The sequence below is a fragment of the Paraburkholderia sp. J76 genome (genome assembly GCF_905220295.1).
Lineage (GTDB): Bacteria > Pseudomonadota > Gammaproteobacteria > Burkholderiales > Burkholderiaceae > Paraburkholderia.
This window is the reverse complement of the sequence record NZ_CAJMZJ010000001.1, coordinates 196800-215643: the sequence shown is the minus strand read 5'-3', so window position 1 is coordinate 215643 and position 18844 is coordinate 196800. Positions and strand designations below refer to the sequence as shown.

Here is an 18844-nt window from a genome sequence, read left to right as displayed (position 1 = left end):
AGGAGCGCATCATGGCAATCCGCAACGTTCCGGGCAGCACCGTTCAGTATCACCTCGTCTCTTTCGACGGAGCAGGTCACGAATGCGTGGAAGACGGTCAGAACCTCGCGAGCGACGCCGTACTCGACGCATTGAAGCACGCACGACCTGCCATTACCGACATCCTCTTTTCCTGCCACGGCTGGAAGTCCGACGTGCCCGCCGCACTAGAGCAATACGACCGCTGGGTCGCGGCCGCCGCAGCGGCCACCGCTGACCTCGATCGTATCCGTCAACGCACGCCGAATTTCGTGCCGTTGATCGTTTGCCTGCATTGGCCGAGCCTGCCGTGGGGCAATGAACGCCTGCCTGTATCCAGCGCGACACGGCGGGCCTTGTCGCCGGACACTGGCGGCGTGACGGCCGCCATCGACGAGATCGCAGCAGCCACGGCGAACACGGCTGCGGCTAAGCGCGCCATCCAGACCATTCTGGAGGAAGCAAACGCGGCAAAGTCTTCGCAACTCACATCGCGCATGCTCGACGCTTATGCGACGCTGTTCAACGAGGCGGGCTTGCGCGCCGAAGGCGCGATTGGCCGCCCGGGTTTCGACCAGGACCGTTTCGATCCGCAGGCGATTGTCGACCACGCACGCGCCAGCGCAGCACAAGGCAACACGACCGAGGCCCGAGTGCTTGGCATTGCAAACGATTTGAAGGACGCGCTCCTCTCCCCCATGCGCCAATTGTCGTTCTGGACGATGAAGGACCGCGCACGGGCGTTCGGAGAAACGGGCGCCCACCGGTTGCTCGACGCGGTGCAACTCGCGGCGCCGGACGTTCGCGTCCATCTCATGGGACACAGCTTTGGCTGCATCGCCGTGTCGGCCATGATCGCCGGGCCGCGCGACGGCAGCGAGCCCCTGTATCGCCCCGTCGATTCGCTCTTCCTCGTGCAAGGCGCGCTTTCGCTTTGGTCCTATGCAAACGACGTCCCCTTCTCGCCTGGCTCGAAAGGCTACTTTCACCGCATCCTCGCCGAGCGGCGGGTGCGCGGTCCGATCGTCACCACGCGCTCGTCGCACGACAACGCGGTGGGGGACTTCTACCCGATCGGCGCGCGCGTCAAACGCCAGCGATTACTGGGCGCCATATTTCCCGAATACGGCGGTATCGGCGCATTCGGCATTCAGGGTGTGAAGGGCGCGCCGGGGGCCCCGCTCATTGCGGACCTCCGTATCAACGCGGGCGACGTCGAATTCGGATTGCCGGGCCAGCCTGTCTGCAACCTCGATGCGAGCGATGTCATCTGCAACGGCGCACCGCCTTCGGGCGCCCACAGCGATATCGCACATGCAGAAATCGCGCATGCGTTCTGGAGCGCGGTATCGGCCGCCATCGGCAAGGCCATGCTGGGCACCACTGCGCCGCCGCCACCGAACCGGGCTCCGTACGGAAAAAACAGCGATTCGTTTTCCACCCCTGAAGAATCTCGTTGGCGCCGTCGCTTACTAAGTGCGGGGACCACGCGCGGCCCCGAAGTCCCACAGGCCGCGCCGCACCGCACGTTGTCCGGTCCGGCACCCGAAGCGACCGGTGCGGCGCCGGAGCCTACGGGCACCAGCCCGGTCGCGCCTCTCGTCGCGCCAGCCACCGATGCGCCCTCGCGCTGGATCAACGCGAGTTTCGAAGGGCTCGACGAGTCGGCGCAATTACTCCAGGGCAAGTGGTACCAACTGGCTTTCGACGTCGACATCGCAGCCCGCGCGGATGCTGTCGCGGCAAGCCCGCTGCGCGACGAAGCCCTGGCGGCTGCGGGCGACGACGACGTGATACTCACGGTGCAGCTCGACACCGACGACTTCGATCTCTCCGGGCGAGTGAGCCAGATGCGCGTGCCGCGCGCCGGACGCAGCCACACGAAGGCGCGCTTCGACCTCTCGCCGTACCGCAACGGGCGCGCGCACGTCAAGGCGACCATTCATCGCGACGGCAACTTCATCCAGCAGATGGATCTCACCTTCATGGTCGGCACGCAAAATCTGGCCGCAACCGAGGTGCAGGCTCGCGGGCGCGCGCTGTCCGCTGCGCCGCTTCTGCAAACGCGCGCCGCGGGGCTCTCCATCGAGCCACGCGACGGAGGCTACCGATGCACCGTTTGGGGCCCCGTGCAAGGCCACGCGCAATTGCCCATTTCCGCCGCGTACCTCGATGCGGCAATCGGCGCCGCTCGCGCAGCGCTGCTCGCAGTGGTCGAACAGACCGAGGGGAAAGAGCCCGTCTTTCAAACCCGCATCGACATTCCCAAAGCGTCGTCTGACGCGGCGCTGCGTACGCTGGCGCGCGCAGGCGCGAACCTCCTGATCAAGCTTTTCGAAGGCCCTGCTGCGGGCCCGGACTCGCGCGCCGTAGGTGCGTTCCTGCGCAGCCTGTGCGCGGACGACGCGTCGTCCCTGAAGATCCAGATTCTCGCCGAGCATCTTCCCATTCCCTGGGGGATGCTGTATCTCGGCGACGCACGCGAAGGCGCGAAACTCGACTGGAACCAGTTTCTTGGCGTGCGCCACATCGTCGAGCAAATTCCCTACCAACCCTTGCTGAACGTCTGGACCCATCTAATCGAAAGCGACAAACCCGCACTCGCGATCAGCGTGAACCTCAACAAGGCGATAGACGAGCAGTTCGTCGAAGGCTACGTAGGGCAGCAACAGGCGTTCTGGGAAAAGACAAATCTTCCCGTAACGACGCGCCTGACACGCGCGGATCTGCTCAAGGCGCTCGGCGACGAGCAAACGCCCGACCAGATCGTCTACTTCTACTGCCACGCCGTTTCGTGCGGATTGATGGAGCCTGGCGGTCCGGACGCGTCGAGCATCATCCTGACCGACAAGGCGATCACGCTCGAAGATTTTCGCATCGACGCCCCGGCCAATATCCAGCTTGCGGGAAAGCCGCTTGTCTTCATCAACGCATGCCAGTCGTCGCGATTGTCACCCACGTTCTACGACGGCTTTGTTCCGTATTTCATGAGCAAGGGCGCGCGCGGCGTGATCGGAACCGAATGCGATACGCCTGCCTGGTTTGCAATGGAATGGGCCCATCGATTCTTCGAGAAGTTTCTTGGCGGCAAGGAACTCGGCATCGCATTTCTGGAATTGCGACGCGAATTCCTCGAGCAGCACAACAATCCATTAGGATTGCTTTATTCCGTTCATTGCGACGCCAATACGGTGGTCAATCCACCACATGTCATCGCTTACGCGTCACAAACGGGGACGTCCTCCGCTGTGCCGTAAAGCCCGCATCCCTGGCCGTTTGCGCGCATGTCGAGGATGACCCGGATGCTACATTACGATCCTGATCGCTCGACGACAAACCATCACGCCACGCACGGAGCGCGCATGACCCCATCGGAACGTATCGAACAGCTAATCGCCGAACTCACCGACTGGCGCCGCGAAACTTTCGCCGCTGTGCGCGAAGCCATTCTCGAAGCCGACCCGGCGATCGTCGAGGAGTGGAAATACATGGGCAGCCCCGTGTGGTATCGCGACGGCATGATCGCCGTGGGCAATGCGCACAAGGGCAAGGTCAAGCTCACGTTCCTGTATGGCGCGAGCCTGCCCGACCCGCACCAGCTTTTCAACGCCGGGCTCGACGGCAACGCGCGGCGCGCCATCGACTTTCTCGAAGGTGACAAGGTCGACAAACGCGCACTGAAGGCGCTCGTTCGCGCGGCCATCGAATTCAATCAGGGCAAAGCGAAGCAAAAAGCCCCCGCGAAACCGCGCGCCAGCAAACCAGCCTGACGCGCTGGCCTCATGCTTCGGCGGCGCTCACTTCGCGAATGGGAATCACGGTGCGCTGGCCGCATTCGCGCAACAGATCGCGCAATTCGTTGATGACGGGAAAGACTTCGTGGTTCCAGTCGGCGCCCTGCTTGTCGTGCGCGGCCTGTTCGAGTTCGACGATGATGCGGTCTTCCTTGAAGATGCGTTCCGTGAACCAGACCAGCAGCGGCCACGCCGCGTCGAGCAGGAACGGCACCGCGGGCCTGCGTATCGAAAGAAGTCCGAAGGTCCGGTTCGTGCGCTGCTGCGCGTCGAGCGGCACATACACGATCCACAGGTCCATCAAAAGCGAGTCGTCGCTCGAACGGATTTTCAGCGTTTGGTACGGATATTCCGTGCGGATGGTCATCACGCTCTGATCGCTCGGGTTCGCGCGGTTCTTGCTCGCCCCGAACACCAGCGCCTCGCCCCTGGGCTGCTTGCCCGCCATGCGCGAGAACGTGTAATCCACTTCGATGGCGTTCTCGCCGCGCCGCCGGCCCAGCGAGCGCGCCCGCATCTGGCCCATCTGGCGACGGTGAAGAAACTGATGGTTCATGTCCATCAGGTTCTCGTGCATGAACGAGTAATGGCACTTCACTTCCCGGCCGAAACGGCGCGTCTTGTACGCCTTGTCCGTTACCGAATCCAGCACGGGCAGCGGCCGTTCCTCGGCAAGCGTGGCGTTGCCGGGAAAGACGAAGATCATGCCGTGCGCCTCGCGGCACGGATAGGCGCGCACGCCGTTGGGCAGGCGCTCCCTGCCGAGGTAAGGCACGTCCACGCATTGGCCCGAACAATCGTAGGTCCAGCCGTGGTAGCCGCAGCGAAGCGATTCGCCGTCCACCACGCCCGCATGCAGCGGGACCTGCCGGTGCGCACAGCGGTCTTCGAGTGCGTGCACCGCGCCCGACGCGGTGCGAAAGAGCACGATGGGCTCGCCGGCGAAATGCGTGCCGAGCGTCTTGCCGGGCTTCAGTTCGCGCGACCAGGCGAGCGGATACCAGTAATCGGGGTGAATGGGCACCCGGCGCAGATCGCGCGGTTCCTGCGAATATGGCTCGATCGTGTAGCCGTCGGGTAAAGGCATTGCGCGCATGCGGTAAATCTCCTTGTCGGTCCGTCGATAACGTCGTTATTGCAGTATCGCCGCCCCGGAAAATCGATGGTGGGACGCAAATCTCGTGCCCGATCATTCAACGCGAATGCCGGGCCAGTGTCGATCAGTGTTTAGCCGGAAAGCACGCGACAATCGCAGCCTGAACCTTGACGATGGCGGCGTCGCGCAGCGAACTGTTGCGCCACCCGAGTTCCACCGGGTAGCGCGGCAGATCGATCGGACACGCAAGCAGCCTCAGGCCGGCCACGCGCGCGATGGCCTCGGCCGCGTGGCGCGGAATCGTGGCGACGCTGCGCGTGCCCTTGAGCAGGAAAGGCAACGCGGCGAAATGCGTGGTGGAGGCCACGACGTCGCGCCTCAGGCCGCGCGCGGCGAGCCCTTCGTCGACGATCCCCACCACGCCGCCCGACGACACGAGAATATGCCCTCTCGACACGTAGTCGCCAAGCGTCAGGCGCCGTGGCGCGCGCGCAGCGCCGTCCAGCAGGCACGCATAGCTGCCATCGCCGAGCACGCGGTGGCTCAGGCCGCGCGAAGCGAAGCCGCCCGCCGCGACGGCGAGGTCCATGTCCTGGTTCGCGAGCGCGTCGGCCACGATCTGGCTGTGCGTCTGGCGAAAGATGATGCGCAGGCCCGGCGCGGTGGTTTCCAGCGTTTCGATGATGCGCCGGCCAATGGCGACTTCGAAGTCGTCGGAGAGCCCGATCGAGACCGCGCGCCCGTGAAACGTCGTGGCGCCGGGCGAGGCAATCGCGAGGCTATGACGGCAGCGGTCGAGCGCTTCGCTGATCACGGGCTTGAGTTCCTGCGCGCGCGAGGTGGGCGCGAGCCCGCGGCCGGTGCGCACGAAGAGCGTGTCCGCGTAGAGTGTACGCAAGCGCCTGAGCGCCGCGCTCACCGCCGACTGCGTCATGTCGAGGCGAATCGCGGCGCGGCTCGCGCCGCCTTCTTCGAACAGCGCCTCGAATATCTTCAGCAGGTTCAGGTCTACGGCTGCGATATCAAACTGGTTCATATCACATAGTATCGATATACGTTCTCGCGATTTTATCGCCGTGGAAAGATGGGAGCTATCCCAACCCTCGGAGCACGTCATTATGGCCAGGTCGAAAGTCGCCGCGCTGCAGATCGGTTCGTCCGCCGCCGGCAAGGCGCACACGCTGAAACAGATTCTCTCGTTCGAAGCGCAGATCCGCGAGTCGGGCGCGAAGCTCGTCGTCATGCCCGAGGCGTTGCTCGGCGGCTACCCGAAGGGCGAGATATTCGGCACGCGTCTGGGCTACCGTCTGCCCGAAGGCCGCGAGGCATTCGCGCGCTACTACGGGAATGCGATCGACGTGCCGGGCGCGGAAACCGAAGCGCTCGCCGAGCTTTCGACGCGTTGCGGCGCGTCGCTCGTGATCGGCGTGATCGAGCGCGACGGCAGCACGCTTTTTTGCACCGCGCTGTTCTTCAATCCCGGCGAAGGGCTCGTGGCGAAGCACCGCAAGCTCATGCCCACCGGCACCGAACGGCTCATCTGGGGGCAAGGCGACGGCTCGACGCTGCCCGCCGTTCGCACGGAGTCGGGCCTCGCGGGCGCCGCGATATGCTGGGAAAACCACATGCCGCTGCTGCGCACGGCGATGTATGCGAAAGGCGTGCAGATCTGGTGCGCGCCCACCGTGGACGAGCGCGACATCTGGCAGTGCTCGATGCGCCATATCGCGCATGAAGGTCGATGTTTCGTGATCAGCGCGTGCCAGGTGCAGCCTTCGCCCGCGGCGCTCGGCATCGAGGTGCCGCACTGGGACGAGAACCGGCCGCTCATCAACGGCGGCAGCGTGATCGTCGGGCCGCTTGGCGACGTGCTGGCCGGCCCGCTGCGCGGCGAGACCGGGCTCGTGGTCGCCGAGATCGACACCGACGAACTCACGCGCGCCCGCTACGATTTCGACGTGGTGGGCCACTATGCGCGGCCCGACGTGTTCTCGCTTTCGGTCGACGAACGGCGCAAGCGCACGGTCTCTTTCATCGCGGGGTAAAGGGCGTAACGTTACGTAGCGTAACGTTACGCCGGGCAGCGCTACGTCGGGCAGCGCTACGTCGGGCGTCGCTACGCCGGGCAGCGCTACGTCGGGCGTCGCTACGCAGGACGTCGCTACGCCGGGCGTCGCTACGCCGAGTAAAGCCCTTCCGGCCCGTTGCGCAGTGTGCGGGCCAGCAACTCCAGCCCTTCGCGCAGCGCTTCGTGGCTGCGCGCGCCGCCCAGACTCAAGCGCACCGCGTGCGGCGCCGACCCGCGTCCAATCACGAAACTGTCCGCGGTTTTCGCCAGCACGCCGGCCTGACGCAGCGCCGCCGAGAATTCGGCGGCGCGCCAGGGCTCGGCGAGCGGCAGCCAGAGATGCGGGCTCGCCGGGTCGGTGCGGTAGGTCCAGTCCGCCAGCACTTCGGCAGCGATGGCATGGCGCGCGTCCACCTGGGCGCGTTGTTGCGCGACGAGACGATCGATTTCGCCATCCACGATCCAGCGCGCCGCAATCTCGGCCGCGAGCGGCGACGTCATCCAGCAGTCGCTGCGTATCACCGCGAGAATCTTGCCGACCCAGTCCTGCGGCGCCTGCACGTAGCCGATGCGCAGCCCCGGCGCGACCGCTTTCGAAAGACTGCTGATGACGATGCCGTGCTCGGGCAGCCGGGCCGCGAGCGGCGTGGGCGGCGCATCGAGCAGCGCGGCGGGCACGAGGTCCTCGATCACAACGAGGTGATGGCGCACGGCGATCTCGGCGATCGCCGCGCGGCGCGCTTCGGAGAGCGTGGCCGTGGTCGGGTTGTGCAGGGTCGGCACGCAGAAGAGCGCACGCGGCGCGAGCAGGCCGCACGCGCGCTCGAGGGCGGCGGGCACGATGCCTTCCTCGTCGATTTCGATGCCGACGAGATTGAGCCGTAACTGCCGCGCGAGCGCGACGATGCCAGGGTAGCTCAAGGCCTCCGCGAAAATCGTGTCGCCCGGGCGCAGCACCGCGCGCAGCACGCAGGCAAGGCCATGCTGCGCGCCTTGCGTGACGAGCACGCGTTCGGCCGCCACGGTGCAACCCATGCGCGCGAGCCAGCGGGCACCCGCCTCGCGGTGCGAACGGCGGCCGCCTTCAGGCTGATAGAGCAGCAGTTCGCCCGCCAGCCGCTCGTCGGCGGCCAGTTCGCGCAACGTTTGCGTAAGCAGGAAGGCTTCCTCGGTCGGCATCGGCACGTTCTGGCCGAGATCGATCAGGCGTCCCGGCGCAAACGTGCCGGGCGTGCCAGGCGTGATCGCGGCGGCGCGCTCGCTGGACTCGGGCGCGGCGCGCGTGCGGTCCTGCGTGCGCGCGCCGTCCGCATCGGGCTCGGCCACATAGGTGCCGTCACCCACGCGCGCGACCACCAGGCCGCCGCGCTCCAGTTCCGCATAGGCGCGACTCACCGTGCCGGTCGTGACGCTGAGCTTCTTCGCGAGCAGCCGGTGCGCGGGCAGCTTTTCGCCGGGCAGCATCTGACCGCCGTGAATGGCCTGCGAGTAAGCCTGGGCGATGGCTCGGTACTTGGGACCGCTGCTGCGCGAGAGGGTGGGCATCCAGCCATTCATGGTTTTCCCGAGGGAGAAAAACACGCCGCGGCACGGCGCGGCGGCTGCGTCATTATCTCGCCCAATTCCGCGAAATGAAGGCTGTCATTTACTTCAATTGACTTCATTGAGGGCGCGAAATTGACCCTCTAGGATGCCGTAACGCCTCACAAGGCCAAGGAGACAATCGCCCACCCCAAGGCGCGCAACGTCGCGTATCTTCATATGAAAAGATACGCAACGTTGCGCCCTGCGGCCGGTGCGCCACGCGCCATGACGAACCGCATCGCACGCATCACCGTGAGCCAGCACCGCCTGCCGCTCGATCCGCCGTTCCCCGCCTCGTGGGACAGCCGCCCGCGGCGCGCCTTCCCGGCGACGATCGTGCGCGTGGAGGACGATGAAGGGCGCGTGGGCATCGGCTCCGGCGACGCGATGTACGGCTTCGACGACTACCGCCACCTCTTCATCGGCGCCGATCCGCTCGACCTCGCGCGCCACTCGGCAGTACTCGACAACCTCAGCTTCCACGCCGGGCGCCTTTGGCCGCTCGACGTCGCGCTTTGGGACCTGGCCGGCAAGATTCGCGGCGAGCCGTGCTGGCAAATGGCCGGCGGTCGCGCGAGGCGAGTGCGTGCCTATGCGTCCTCGGGTGTGCATCGCTCGCTCGAAGGTATGGCGCAGTGGGCCGAACACGCCGTCGCGCGCGGCTTCCCGGCGCTCAAGGTGCGCTTCGGCCGTCCGACCCTCGCCGACGATCTCGCCGCGCTCGCCGCCGTGCGCGAAGCCGCGGGCGAGCACATCGAACTGATGGTGGACTGCAACCAGGGCTGGCGCATGCCGTGGGACACCCAGGCGCCATGGCGCGCCGACGAAGCGCTCGCCGTGATCCGGCAGATCGAAAAACATCGCGTGTACTGGGTCGAGGAACCGCTGCATCGCGGCGACTACACGGGCCACGCGCAGTTGCGCACGCAAACGGCCGGGCGCGGGATCCGCATTGCAGGCGGCGAGATGACGCGCGACGCGCACGAGTTCGCGGCGCTGCTCGCGCACGGCTGCCTCGACGTTTATCAGCCCGATGTCGTCTGCACGCTCGGCATGGAAGGCGCACGACGGCTCGCGGCGCAAATCGAAGCGCACGGCAAGGTGTTCACGCCGCATACGTGGGGCAACGGCATCGGCCTCGCGGCGAATCTGCATGTCGTGGCGGGGACCGTTGGCGAGTCGGGGGCGGCGACGTTCGTCGAGTTTCCATACGACCCGCCCGAATGGACGCCCGCGCGGCGCGATTTCCCGATCAAGCATGTGATCGATGTGGACGCGAATGGCTGGATCGAACTAAGCGATGCGCCGGGCCTTGGCATCGAACTCGACGAAGCCATGCTCGCGGCCACGCGCGCACACGACAGCCGTTACGAGTGAAGCAAAACGGGGGCGGCGGCACGAACGAGGTTCCAGCCCACATATATAGCATTCCGAAACATTTCTATAAAAAGGAGACACGCAATGAAACGCTTGACATCCCTCTTTCGCGCGGCCTGCCTCGCGGCGCCGCTCGCCCTCGCCGCGTTGCCGGCGCACGCCGCCGGCACCTGGTGCAGCGGCGGCAAACCGGTGCGCTTTGCGGGCGTCACGTGGGAAAGCGGCAACTTCACGAGCGAAGTGCTGCGCTACATCCTCAAGAACGGCTATAGCTGCCAGACCGACACCGTGCCCGGCAGCACCGCCGCCACCGAAACGGCGCTCTCGCGCAACGACCTGCAGGTGTGGGCCGAACAGTGGACGGGCCGCTCGGAGATCATCGCCGGCGCTGTCAAGGCAGGCTCGGTCAAGCTCGTGGGCGACACGCTGCCGGGCGGCACGAAGGAAGGCTGGTACGTGCCCGACTATGTCGTGCACGGCGACCCGAAGCGCGGCATCAAGGCGAGCGCGCCCGACCTTCAGTCGGTGAGCGATCTGCCCAGATACAAGGGCCTTTTCGTGGACGATGAGGAACCCGATCGCGGCCGTTTCCTCAACTGCCCCTCGGGCTGGGACTGCGAGCGCGTGAATACGCGGCTGCTCAAGCTGCTCAAGCTCGACGACACCTACACGAATTTCCGCCCGGGCACCGGCGCGGCGCTCGACGCGGCCATCTCCTCGGCCTACGCGCGCGGCAAGCCGATCTTGACCTACTACTGGGAACCGGCCGCGCTAATGGCGAAGTACAAGTTCGTACAACTCAAGATGCCGCCGTTCAACGCAGCGTGCTGGAAGACGCTGCGCGACGCCAACAGCGCGCAACAGTGCGCCTCGTCGTATCTGGTCTCGCAGTTGAAGATAGGCGTTTCGACGCCTTTCTATCAGGCCGAGCCCGACGTCATGGCCTTCTTCTCGAAGGTGAGCTTCCCCATCGACTTCCTGAACACGACGATTCTCGACATGACCGAGCATAAGGTCGATGCGCAAGACGAAGCGCTCAAGTTCCTCAAGCAGCACCCCGAGATGTGGAAGGCCTGGGTGCCCGCCGACGTGGCGGCGAAGTTGCAGAAGTCGCTTGGCGCGTGAGCGCAATGCACCGCTTGAGATAAACGATTTCAACCAGAAAGCGGAGCCGCGCAACGCGGCTCCATGATAAGGAGACTTAATTGAAGAAGAAAATTATCGCGGCGCTGCCGCTGGCGCTCGCCGCTGCGGGCGCGCACGCGCAAAGCAGCGTGACGCTGTACGGCCTCATCGATCTCGGCGTGGACTATGCGAGCAATGTTGCGAACGGGGCGAACGGCCAATTGGTGCCGGGCACCGGCAGCAAGCTCGTGCAGATGCAAAGCGGCGTGCCCGCGGGCAGCCGCTGGGGCTTGCGCGGCTCCGAAGACCTGGGCGGCGGCTATTCCGCGATCTTCCGGCTCGAAAGCGGCTTCAATGCCGCGACGGGCGGCCTCGGCGGCGGTCTGGCGTTTTCGCGTAATGCCTATGTCGGCTTCAAGTCGGATCAATACGGCCAGGTGACCTTCGGCAAGCAATGGGACGCCACTGTCGATCTGATCGAACCGTATTCGCTCAACGGCAACTACGGCGGCTGGTATTTCGCACACCCGAACGACATGGACAACCTGGACAACGGATTCCCTGTCAACAATGCCGTGAAATACGTGAGCCCCGTGCTCGCCGGCTTCCAGTTCGAAAGCCACTACTCGTTCGGCGGCCAGGCGGGCCAGTTTTCGAATAACGCCTCGTATAGCGCGGCGGGCGCCTACACGCTCGGCTCGTTCAGCGCGGGCGTCGGCTACCTGCGCGTGAACGATCCGATCACGGCGGTGGCCGGTTATGGCAGCGGCGGCAGCTTCGTGAATTCGGTGTTCGGCGATGCGCTCGCCAACGCCCGCTACCAGGGCATTCTCTCGGCTGGCGCGTCGTATGTGATCGGCAGCCTCAAGCTGATGACGAACTACTCGAACGTGAACTTCGCCTCGCGCAACGGCAGCGGCGACCTGCACTTCCAGAACTTCGAAGTAGCCGGCACCTATGCCGTGACGCCGGCCTTCACCCTGGGCGCGGGCTACACCTACACGGTGGGCCAGGACCACGCCACCGACGACTCGCCGAAGTATCACCAGGTCAACCTGATCGGCCAGTACGCGCTGTCCAAACGCACGTCGCTCTATGCGATGGGCGTGTACCAGCACGCGGCGGGCTCGGCGGAAAACGCGCAGATCACGGGCTTCAACCCCTCGGGCACCGACAACCAGGCCGTCGCCCGCGTGGGCATCACGCACGCGTTCTAACGCTTGCTAGCAGTCCTTATCATCGAAATGCGACGGCGTAAGTGACAGGACGCCGGCGCGCCTGCATCGCGAGGTTTGCATGCGCCGCCTACCCTCTTTATCGGCACTGCGTTCATTCGAGGAGGCGAGCCGCACGCTCAGCTTCACGAGAGCCGCACAAAATCTGCACGTGACCCAAGGGGCGATCAGCCGCCAGATTCGCCTGCTCGAAGACTACCTCGGCACGCCGCTCTTCATGCGGCATCATCACCGGCTCGAAATCACGGCGGCTGGCAAACGTCTCCTGCCCACGCTGCAGGCCGCGTTCGACAGCATCGCGCATACGCTCGACACGATCCGCGCCGATCCGTCGAACAGTCTGCTCAGTCTGAACGCCGCGCCCACGCTCGCCACGCGCTGGCTCACGCCGCGTCTGCGCGACTTCCAGAAGCGCCACCCCGATCTGCGCATTTCCATCACCAACGAATACGGTCTGCTGCACGGCACGGAGCGCAATGAGGACTGCCAGATACGCTTCGGCATCGAGCCGCTGCCGGGTGGTCAAAGCACGCTGCTCATGCGCGAGCGTCACGTGCTCGTTGGCTCGGGGCGCGAGTTCAGCGAAGCCGCCGCCGATCAACACGCGCTGCGCGAGATTCTCGCGCAGCATCCGTGGCTCTATATCCTCGATATCGACCGGCGGCTGCTGGTGTGGGAAGCGTGGCTCGAAGCGGCGGCGCTCGACGTGCAGATCGCGCCGCGCGGAGAACTGGAATTCAGCACGCTCGATCAGGTGATACACGCGGCGGTGGCGGGTCTTGGCATTGCTGTTGCCGACCGGCACATGATCGCGCCCGAACTGGAGAACGGAATGCTCGTGCAATTGAGCGAGGTGGAAGTGGTGGGACCTTCGGGATACTGGCTCGACGTGCGGCCCGAAGTCCAGGACACGCTACGCGTGCGCAATTTCAGCAACTGGCTGGTCGAGCATCACAGCGAACAGAACACGCAGGCACGCGCGCCTCATCCGGGTACATGACTGGCGTCATGCACCCGGACTTACGCGGCGGGAGCGGTCAGTTGGGATCGATCGGCGGCCCCGGCGGCCCCGAATCCACCTGCCTCACGGCCGGGGTTGGCGTGGGCGCGGGCGCTGGCGTCACCGTGGGTCCGGGACCCGCGTCCTGCGCCACGTTGCCCGCTCCCTGGGCCGCGATGGAGCGCGAGAGAATTTCCCGCGCCTCGCCGCTGGACGAATCGACGGTCAATGCGTGCCCCGCGTTATGCCAGGCGCACACCCACCGTCCATCTCGCGCGCACAGCCGCGCATAGCCGAGCAACGAATCGCGCTGATCTTCACGCGACGTCAATTCGGCCTGCATTTGCAGCGCAGTGCCATTGCCCGGTTGTTCCGCAAGCGCGGAATTGATCGCGCTGCGCGCGGGCCCCAGGCTGTTCTTGTCGAGACTCGCGCGCGCGCTCGCCAGACTTCTCGCGACGTCGGCGCGTTCAGACGCTGCGGCCTTCGCTGCCGCGGCCTTCTCGTCGTTTGCCTTCTCCGCCCTGGCCTTCGCGGCGGCGAGCGAACGCGCTTCGGCGTTCTTCCGCGCGGCATCGCCCGGCGGCACGGTCTGGGTGCGAGCGGTCATCGGCGCAGGGATCTGCTGCGCGGGAAGCGGCGGCGCGACATGCGCCACGACGGGCGGGGGCGCCACGACAGGAGCCGGCTTCACGGCGGCAACGCTGGCAGCGGGCGCGGACGGCACGCTGCGCACCGGGTGAGGCTTGGTGTCCTGCACCGCCGACGCAGCATTCGGCCCGAGGATCGCGCCTTCGACGATCTGCGCGCCCGGGGTCGGTTCCCGGTCTGCCCGATGCGAAATCATGTACGCGGTCAACAGGAAGGCGATGGAAATCACGCTGCCGATGGCGTAGAACGGCACCCACGACCGCTGTGCGGCGGGCGCTTCGTCACGCAGCGCGTAGTCGCTGTCGCGCGGCACACCGCTGAAACTGAATGCAGGCGCGCTCCACTCGGTGCGCGCATGGCGCGCGAAGCCATCGTGCCATTCGGGCGCGGCGGTTTCGCTCGCGGGCGACATGCGCGGGCCAGCGGCAGGTTGCTTCGCGCCGCACTGAGGACAGATCATCAGCGGCGCATTAAAGCCGGTCCCGCAGTATGGACATCCCCACGGACCAGACTTGGCTCGGCCAGGTTCGTTGAACATTGCAGGCATGGAAACTTTGACGGATGGTTTCGGGTGTACTACCTGATCCCTACTGTATTTCGCGGATGGCGGAAGGGTTGTAACAAATAGTCGATTTGAATATGGGCTACTTCGCCGTGAAGTTCAACCGGCGGAATCGGCCACATGGCGGATTTGGACAGGTGGGATTTCGACCCCGCGCCAGGTGTAGATCGGCGATTGCCTGAGGGCGCAGCGATGCGCGCCACTATACGGCAGGCGATATGGCCCTGTGCAGTGACATCTTGATACAGAAATAGCGTCCTGGATACGCGATGAAGACGCAAGCGCCAGGCGTGTGCTGGCGACTTATCGGGACCGCATCGATGTATTCGCGCCCTTCGCAGGGCGCTTCCACGCACCGTCACGCCTTCAACGCGTCTTTATATATCCGGCCGTCCTTCATGATCAGGTTCAGGTTCTGATCGGGGTTGCCTAGCAGCGCCATATCCTGAAGCGGGTCGCCCGCCACGACCAGCAGATCCGCATAGGCGCCCTCTTCCAGCACGCCAAGCTTGTGCGGATACGGATTGCGCTCGCCCGCCAGCGCGAGCAATTGCCCGTTCGTGCCCGTAGCCATGCGTAACGCCTCGGCATTCGAATACCAGCGTGTCATGTGCCCGAGCATGATGCCCTGCCGCGTGGCAAGCGCCTGCGAGAAGATCAGATCGGTGCCGAACGCGACCTTGAGTCCGTGCTTGCGCGCGAGCTTGTACATGTTGTCGGTCCCCGCCGTCACCTCGAGAAACTTCTCCCGGCTCGACGGCGCCAACGGCGCAACGTCCTCTTCGCTGGTAAACGGTTGCGTGCTCAACCATGTGCCGTTCTTCGCCAGGAGTTCGGCGGTCCGGTCGTCCATCAGGTGGCCGTGTTCGACACATTGCGCGCCGGCGGCCACCGCACGCTTCATCGATTCCGGCGTATACGCATGCACGAGCACGTAGGTGCCCCAGTCGGACGCCGTTTCCACCGCCGCCCTCAGTTGCGGCTCGGTGAACGTGAGCATGTCGAGCGGGCTGCGCGGCGTGGAAACGCCGCCGCATCCCACAAGCTTGATTTGCGTGGCGCCCAGCATGAACTGCTCGCGCACGCGCAGGCGCAGTTCGTCGGCCGAGTCGGCAATCGCGGCCGCGCCGGTTTGCTCGATCGCGCTGATCTGGCTGGTCGTGCGCGGGATGTCGGTCAGCAGGCGAAAATCGCCGTGACCGCCCGTCGTCGTGATCATCGCGCCGCTGGGATAAATGCGCGGGCCGCTCAGCATGCCGGCATCGATGGCCTGCTTCAAGGCGAACGCGGGACCGCCAACATCGCGAATGGTCGTGAATCCACGCATGAGCGTGCGCTGCGCCTCCGCGCCCGCGGCCAGGTACACGAAATTAAAGTCGGACTGCAAGATGGCGGCAATCGGGAGCGCGGCGATCAGCGAATGCCAGTGCATGTCGATGAGGCCCGGCATCAGCACCTTGCCGCCGCAGTCGATCACGCGGCCGCCCGATGCGTTCTGCGCGTCAGGCGAGCCCTGGCGCAACTGCGAAATGCGATTGCCGTCGACGACGAGATGCATGCCGTCCTGCAACGCCGCCGACTTGCCGTCGAACAGGCGAAAATTCGTGAACGTCGTGGGCTGCGCGGGCGCCGCGGCGCCGGGCTGCTGCGCACGGCTGAACTCGGGCACCACCGCGCTCAGCAAGGATGCGCCCATGCCGATCAAAAAGCCGCGCCGCTTGAGATCGGCGCTGATGCGGCGATTGGCGAAATCCGCGAGCGCCTTGTCGCAAAGGCATGCGGAAGCCGGGCCGATTGCGTTGCCGCGACGATTGTTTCTGGAAGCCATAGATCACCTGTGAAAGTAAGCCACGCCAAGCCACGAATTTATTCTGCATGCCTGATTACATCGTCCTTCGTCAACAGCAGCGCCAGCGGCCGCGTGGAGCTGAACGCCGAGAAGATGATCGTGAGCGCCACGGTTCCCGGCACGGCAAGAAATGCGCCGGGAATACCCCAGAGCGCCGTCCATGTGGCGAGACTCATGAGGATGACCGCGGGGCTCAGGTTCAGCGAACCCGCCATCAACCAGGGGTCGAGCACGTTACCCATGACGAAGTTGATTGCCGAAAGCGCAATGAGCAGCGTGATCGGCTCGTTCCACTGCCCGAATTGAAGTGCCGCGAGCAATGCGGGAAGCGCAACGGAAATGAGCGAGCCCGCATACGGCACGAAGTTGAGCAATACGATGAGAACGGCGAGGAGCGGCGCGAACTCCAGGCCGACCAGATGCATGCAGAGCCAGCTAAGCATGCCGAGCACCACGCCGAGCAGCGCTTTCAACGCTAGGTACGTGCCGATCTTCGCGTTGATGGCGTCGATCACGGGTTCCATGTCGGCCTTGCCGCGCATGACAGCCGAGAGCTTGCGGCGAAACCGACCCATCTCCACCATGAAGAACGCCGTGTACAAGAGAACGACGAGCGTCGTCGCCATGAGCGAAGAGAGCGAGCCGAGGAGCGAGGTGAGCAGCGACTGCACGTTGACGGTCGCAAGCAGTTCGCGGCGAAAGGCTGTCCACGATGCTTCGGTCTCCAGATGAAAAAGCGCGGTGATTTTGGCGAGCAACGCCAACAGTGTGGCTTCGTATTTCGGCGCCACGGCGAGCATGCGGTCCGTGTCCGAGAGCAGCAGCTCGGTTGCGAGCCACGCGGCCACGAGAATGAGTACCGCCGCGCTCCAGTAGCGCACGCCCGCGCGAATACGCCTGCCCACGCGAGGCACGCGCCGCAGGATTTCGGCCAGCCCGTAGATCACGTACGACGTAATGATCGCGAACGCGATCGGCACCAGCACCGGCCGCCCGATATACAGCACCCATCCCGTGATGACGGCGACGACGACGACGCAGGTGAACGTGACGAGATCCTGTTTCATGGAGATGTTCTGGATGACGAACCACGTTGCGGCGATGAAACGTTAGTAATCCACTAACGTCGCGCGCCACTTTATCCGGCCCTCAATTAGGCGTCTTGGGGGCGCGATCGGGCGCCACTTCGCAAGACTAGCCGCTTTGGAAAAGACGTGCGCGCTAGCTGACGACGATTCCGAACAAGCGCAGCCGCGAACCCCGCCCTCATTTTCGTTGCGCGCACATCGACTCGCCGCGCGGTCAAAAGATCCTGTCGCCCTTTAAGTCACGTTTAAGCAGCAAAAAGTACCTTACGCCCACCTTCACCAACCTCTTCGAAGACCATAGCAATGAGTACCCTCAAATATCGGCGCCGGGGCCTGATCGCCGGTGTAGCGGTGGCGCTTGCCGGCGCCTGGGTCGTGAGCCACGAGCACGCCAGCGCGGACGAAAGCGGCCTCACGAAAACGACATTGTCGGCGCCGGTGGCCAAGGCCGACGACGTCAAGGGCTCGGCGCCGAACTTCTCGGCGATCGTCGCGCAGTACGGTCCGGCTGTGGTCCACGTCGAGGTCGTCAAGGAAAACCCCGACTCCGAAGACGGCCATTCGGGCGCTTTGGGATCGGGCTTCATCGTGAGCCAGGACGGCTACATCCTCACGAACAATCACGTCGTGGAAGGCGCGGACGACGTCACGGTCAAACTCACCGACGGCCGCCAATTCCCCGCGCGCGTGATCGGCACCGACAAGGCCGGCGACGTGGCCGTGCTGAAAATCGCCGGCACGGGTTTCCCCACGGTGAAGATCGGCAACCCGGCCAACAGCAAGGTGGGCGACTGGGTCGTCGCGATCGGCTCGCCCTATGGTCTCGACAACACGGTGACCTCGGGCATCATCAGCGCGAAGTCGCGCCAGCTTTCGGAAGATAGCCCCACGCACCTGATCCAGACCGACGTGCCTGTGAATCCCGGCAATTCGGGCGGTCCGCTCTTCAACCTGAACGGCGAAGTCATCGGCATCAATTCGATGATCTATTCGCGCACGGGCGGCTTCCAGGGCCTCTCGTTCGCAATTCCCATCGACGAAGCCATGCACATGAAGGATCAGATCGTGCAGGGCGGCGGTCGCGGCAACGGCACCACGTTGGCCCGCAATTCGCATCCGCGTCTTGGCGTGGCCGTGCGCGCGCTTACCGGCGACGAAGCGCAGCAAGTCGGCGTGGATGCCGGCGTACTCGTCGTGAAAACGGGCGGTCCGGCAAAGGCGGCCGGCATCAGCGCCGGCGACGTGATCGTTGCGGTGAACGGCATCGAAGTGGACACCGTCGAGCAGTTGCAAAGCATGATCTCGCACGCACGCAGCAACGTACAGATCGTCGTTGCCCGCGACGGCGAGCAGATGACCGCACGGGTCGAACTCGCGCCGCGCGCCTGAGCGCAAGG

Annotated in this window: 14 protein-coding genes; 8 read left to right on the top strand and 6 right to left on the bottom strand. The window is 65.1% G+C overall.

The window, feature by feature from the left end:
- The first annotated feature begins 11 nt into the window (after positions 1–11).
- Both U5768_RS01010 and U5768_RS01005 read left to right on the top strand, forming a co-directional pair.
- On the top strand, positions 12–3275 hold the full coding sequence (locus tag U5768_RS01010; RefSeq protein WP_322028517.1) for a CHAT domain-containing protein: 3264 nt from the start codon (positions 12–14) through the stop codon (positions 3273–3275).
- A 105-nt stretch (positions 3276–3380) separates the two neighbouring features.
- Positions 3381–3788 (top strand): DUF1801 domain-containing protein, encoded by a 408-nt coding sequence (locus U5768_RS01005; RefSeq protein WP_322028516.1) that lies wholly within the window; start codon positions 3381–3383, stop codon positions 3786–3788.
- Positions 3789–3798: 10 nt separating this feature from the next.
- Here U5768_RS01005 and U5768_RS01000 read toward each other — a convergent pair whose 3' ends face one another.
- Together U5768_RS01000 and U5768_RS00995 are read right to left on the bottom strand one after the other, a co-directional pair.
- Positions 3799–4908, bottom strand: coding sequence for an aromatic ring-hydroxylating dioxygenase subunit alpha (locus tag U5768_RS01000; protein ID WP_322028515.1), 1110 nt, complete (start codon positions 4906–4908; stop codon positions 3799–3801).
- A 124-nt stretch (positions 4909–5032) separates the two neighbouring features.
- A complete protein-coding gene (locus U5768_RS00995) occupies positions 5033–5944 on the bottom strand; it encodes a LysR family transcriptional regulator (protein ID WP_322028514.1) in 912 nt (303 codons plus the stop codon).
- A gap of 82 nt (positions 5945–6026) precedes the next feature.
- On the opposite strand from U5768_RS00995, the gene U5768_RS00990 reads away from it, so the two are divergent.
- Complete coding sequence (locus tag U5768_RS00990; protein WP_322028513.1) at positions 6027–6953, top strand: carbon-nitrogen hydrolase family protein; 927 nt, start codon at positions 6027–6029, stop codon at positions 6951–6953.
- 131 nt (positions 6954–7084) lie between these two features.
- Here U5768_RS00990 and U5768_RS00985 read toward each other — a convergent pair whose 3' ends face one another.
- Positions 7085–8533 (bottom strand): PLP-dependent aminotransferase family protein, encoded by a 1449-nt coding sequence (locus tag U5768_RS00985; protein ID WP_322028512.1) that lies wholly within the window; start codon positions 8531–8533, stop codon positions 7085–7087.
- Positions 8534–8785: 252 nt separating this feature from the next.
- Here U5768_RS00985 and U5768_RS00980 point away from each other — a divergent pair, with 252 nt between their 5' ends.
- From U5768_RS00980 to U5768_RS00965, 4 genes are all read left to right on the top strand, one after another.
- The gene (locus tag U5768_RS00980) at positions 8786–9937 is read left to right on the top strand and encodes a mandelate racemase/muconate lactonizing enzyme family protein (protein ID WP_322028511.1); all 1152 of its coding nucleotides are present in this window, start codon (positions 8786–8788) and stop codon (positions 9935–9937) included.
- An 84-nt stretch (positions 9938–10021) separates the two neighbouring features.
- On the top strand, positions 10022–11062 hold the full coding sequence (locus tag U5768_RS00975; RefSeq protein ID WP_322028510.1) for an ABC transporter substrate-binding protein: 1041 nt from the start codon (positions 10022–10024) through the stop codon (positions 11060–11062).
- Positions 11063–11142: 80 nt separating this feature from the next.
- Positions 11143–12279, top strand: coding sequence for a porin (locus U5768_RS00970; RefSeq protein WP_322028509.1), 1137 nt, complete (start codon positions 11143–11145; stop codon positions 12277–12279).
- Between the two features lie 79 nt (positions 12280–12358).
- Complete coding sequence (locus U5768_RS00965) at positions 12359–13297, top strand: LysR substrate-binding domain-containing protein (RefSeq protein WP_322028508.1); 939 nt, start codon at positions 12359–12361, stop codon at positions 13295–13297.
- A gap of 37 nt (positions 13298–13334) precedes the next feature.
- Here the strand turns inward: U5768_RS00965 and U5768_RS00960 are convergent, their stop codons facing one another.
- The 3 genes from U5768_RS00960 to U5768_RS00950 all read right to left on the bottom strand — a co-directional run bounded on the left by U5768_RS00960 (position 13335) and on the right by U5768_RS00950 (position 17426).
- On the bottom strand, positions 13335–14408 hold the full coding sequence (locus tag U5768_RS00960; RefSeq protein ID WP_322028507.1) for a hypothetical protein: 1074 nt from the start codon (positions 14406–14408) through the stop codon (positions 13335–13337).
- 460 nt (positions 14409–14868) lie between these two features.
- Entirely contained in the window at positions 14869–16338 is a 1470-nt protein-coding gene (locus U5768_RS00955) for an amidohydrolase family protein (protein ID WP_322028506.1), read from the bottom strand.
- Positions 16339–16376: 38 nt separating this feature from the next.
- On the bottom strand, positions 16377–17426 hold the full coding sequence (locus U5768_RS00950) for an AI-2E family transporter (protein ID WP_322028505.1): 1050 nt from the start codon (positions 17424–17426) through the stop codon (positions 16377–16379).
- A gap of 324 nt (positions 17427–17750) precedes the next feature.
- On the opposite strand from U5768_RS00950, the gene U5768_RS00945 reads away from it, so the two are divergent.
- Positions 17751–18836, top strand: a complete 1086-nt coding sequence (locus tag U5768_RS00945; protein WP_415913826.1) for a S1C family serine protease — start codon at positions 17751–17753, stop codon at positions 18834–18836.
- The last annotated feature ends 8 nt before the right edge of the window (positions 18837–18844 follow it).

What these genes read in the sequence shown, in the direction of transcription:
- U5768_RS01010 (WP_322028517.1), top strand. Translation starts at nt 12, where the DNA reads ATGGCAATCCGCAACGTTCCGGGCAGCACCGTTCAGTATCACCTCGTC.
- U5768_RS01005 (WP_322028516.1), top strand. Translation starts at nt 3,381, where the DNA reads ATGACCCCATCGGAACGTATCGAACAGCTAATCGCCGAACTCACCGAC.
- U5768_RS01000 (WP_322028515.1), bottom strand. Translation starts at nt 4,908, where the DNA reads ATGCGCGCAATGCCTTTACCCGACGGCTACACGATCGAGCCATATTCG.
- U5768_RS00995 (WP_322028514.1), bottom strand. Translation starts at nt 5,944, where the DNA reads ATGAACCAGTTTGATATCGCAGCCGTAGACCTGAACCTGCTGAAGATA.
- U5768_RS00990 (WP_322028513.1), top strand. Translation starts at nt 6,027, where the DNA reads ATGGCCAGGTCGAAAGTCGCCGCGCTGCAGATCGGTTCGTCCGCCGCC.
- U5768_RS00985 (WP_322028512.1), bottom strand. Translation starts at nt 8,533, where the DNA reads ATGAATGGCTGGATGCCCACCCTCTCGCGCAGCAGCGGTCCCAAGTAC.
- U5768_RS00980 (WP_322028511.1), top strand. Translation starts at nt 8,786, where the DNA reads ATGACGAACCGCATCGCACGCATCACCGTGAGCCAGCACCGCCTGCCG.
- U5768_RS00975 (WP_322028510.1), top strand. Translation starts at nt 10,022, where the DNA reads ATGAAACGCTTGACATCCCTCTTTCGCGCGGCCTGCCTCGCGGCGCCG.
- U5768_RS00965 (WP_322028508.1), top strand. Translation starts at nt 12,359, where the DNA reads ATGCGCCGCCTACCCTCTTTATCGGCACTGCGTTCATTCGAGGAGGCG.
- U5768_RS00960 (WP_322028507.1), bottom strand. Translation starts at nt 14,408, where the DNA reads ATGATCTGTCCTCAGTGCGGCGCGAAGCAACCTGCCGCTGGCCCGCGC.
- U5768_RS00955 (WP_322028506.1), bottom strand. Translation starts at nt 16,338, where the DNA reads ATGGCTTCCAGAAACAATCGTCGCGGCAACGCAATCGGCCCGGCTTCC.
- U5768_RS00950 (WP_322028505.1), bottom strand. Translation starts at nt 17,426, where the DNA reads ATGAAACAGGATCTCGTCACGTTCACCTGCGTCGTCGTCGTCGCCGTC.
- U5768_RS00945 (WP_415913826.1), top strand. Translation starts at nt 17,751, where the DNA reads ATGAGTACCCTCAAATATCGGCGCCGGGGCCTGATCGCCGGTGTAGCG.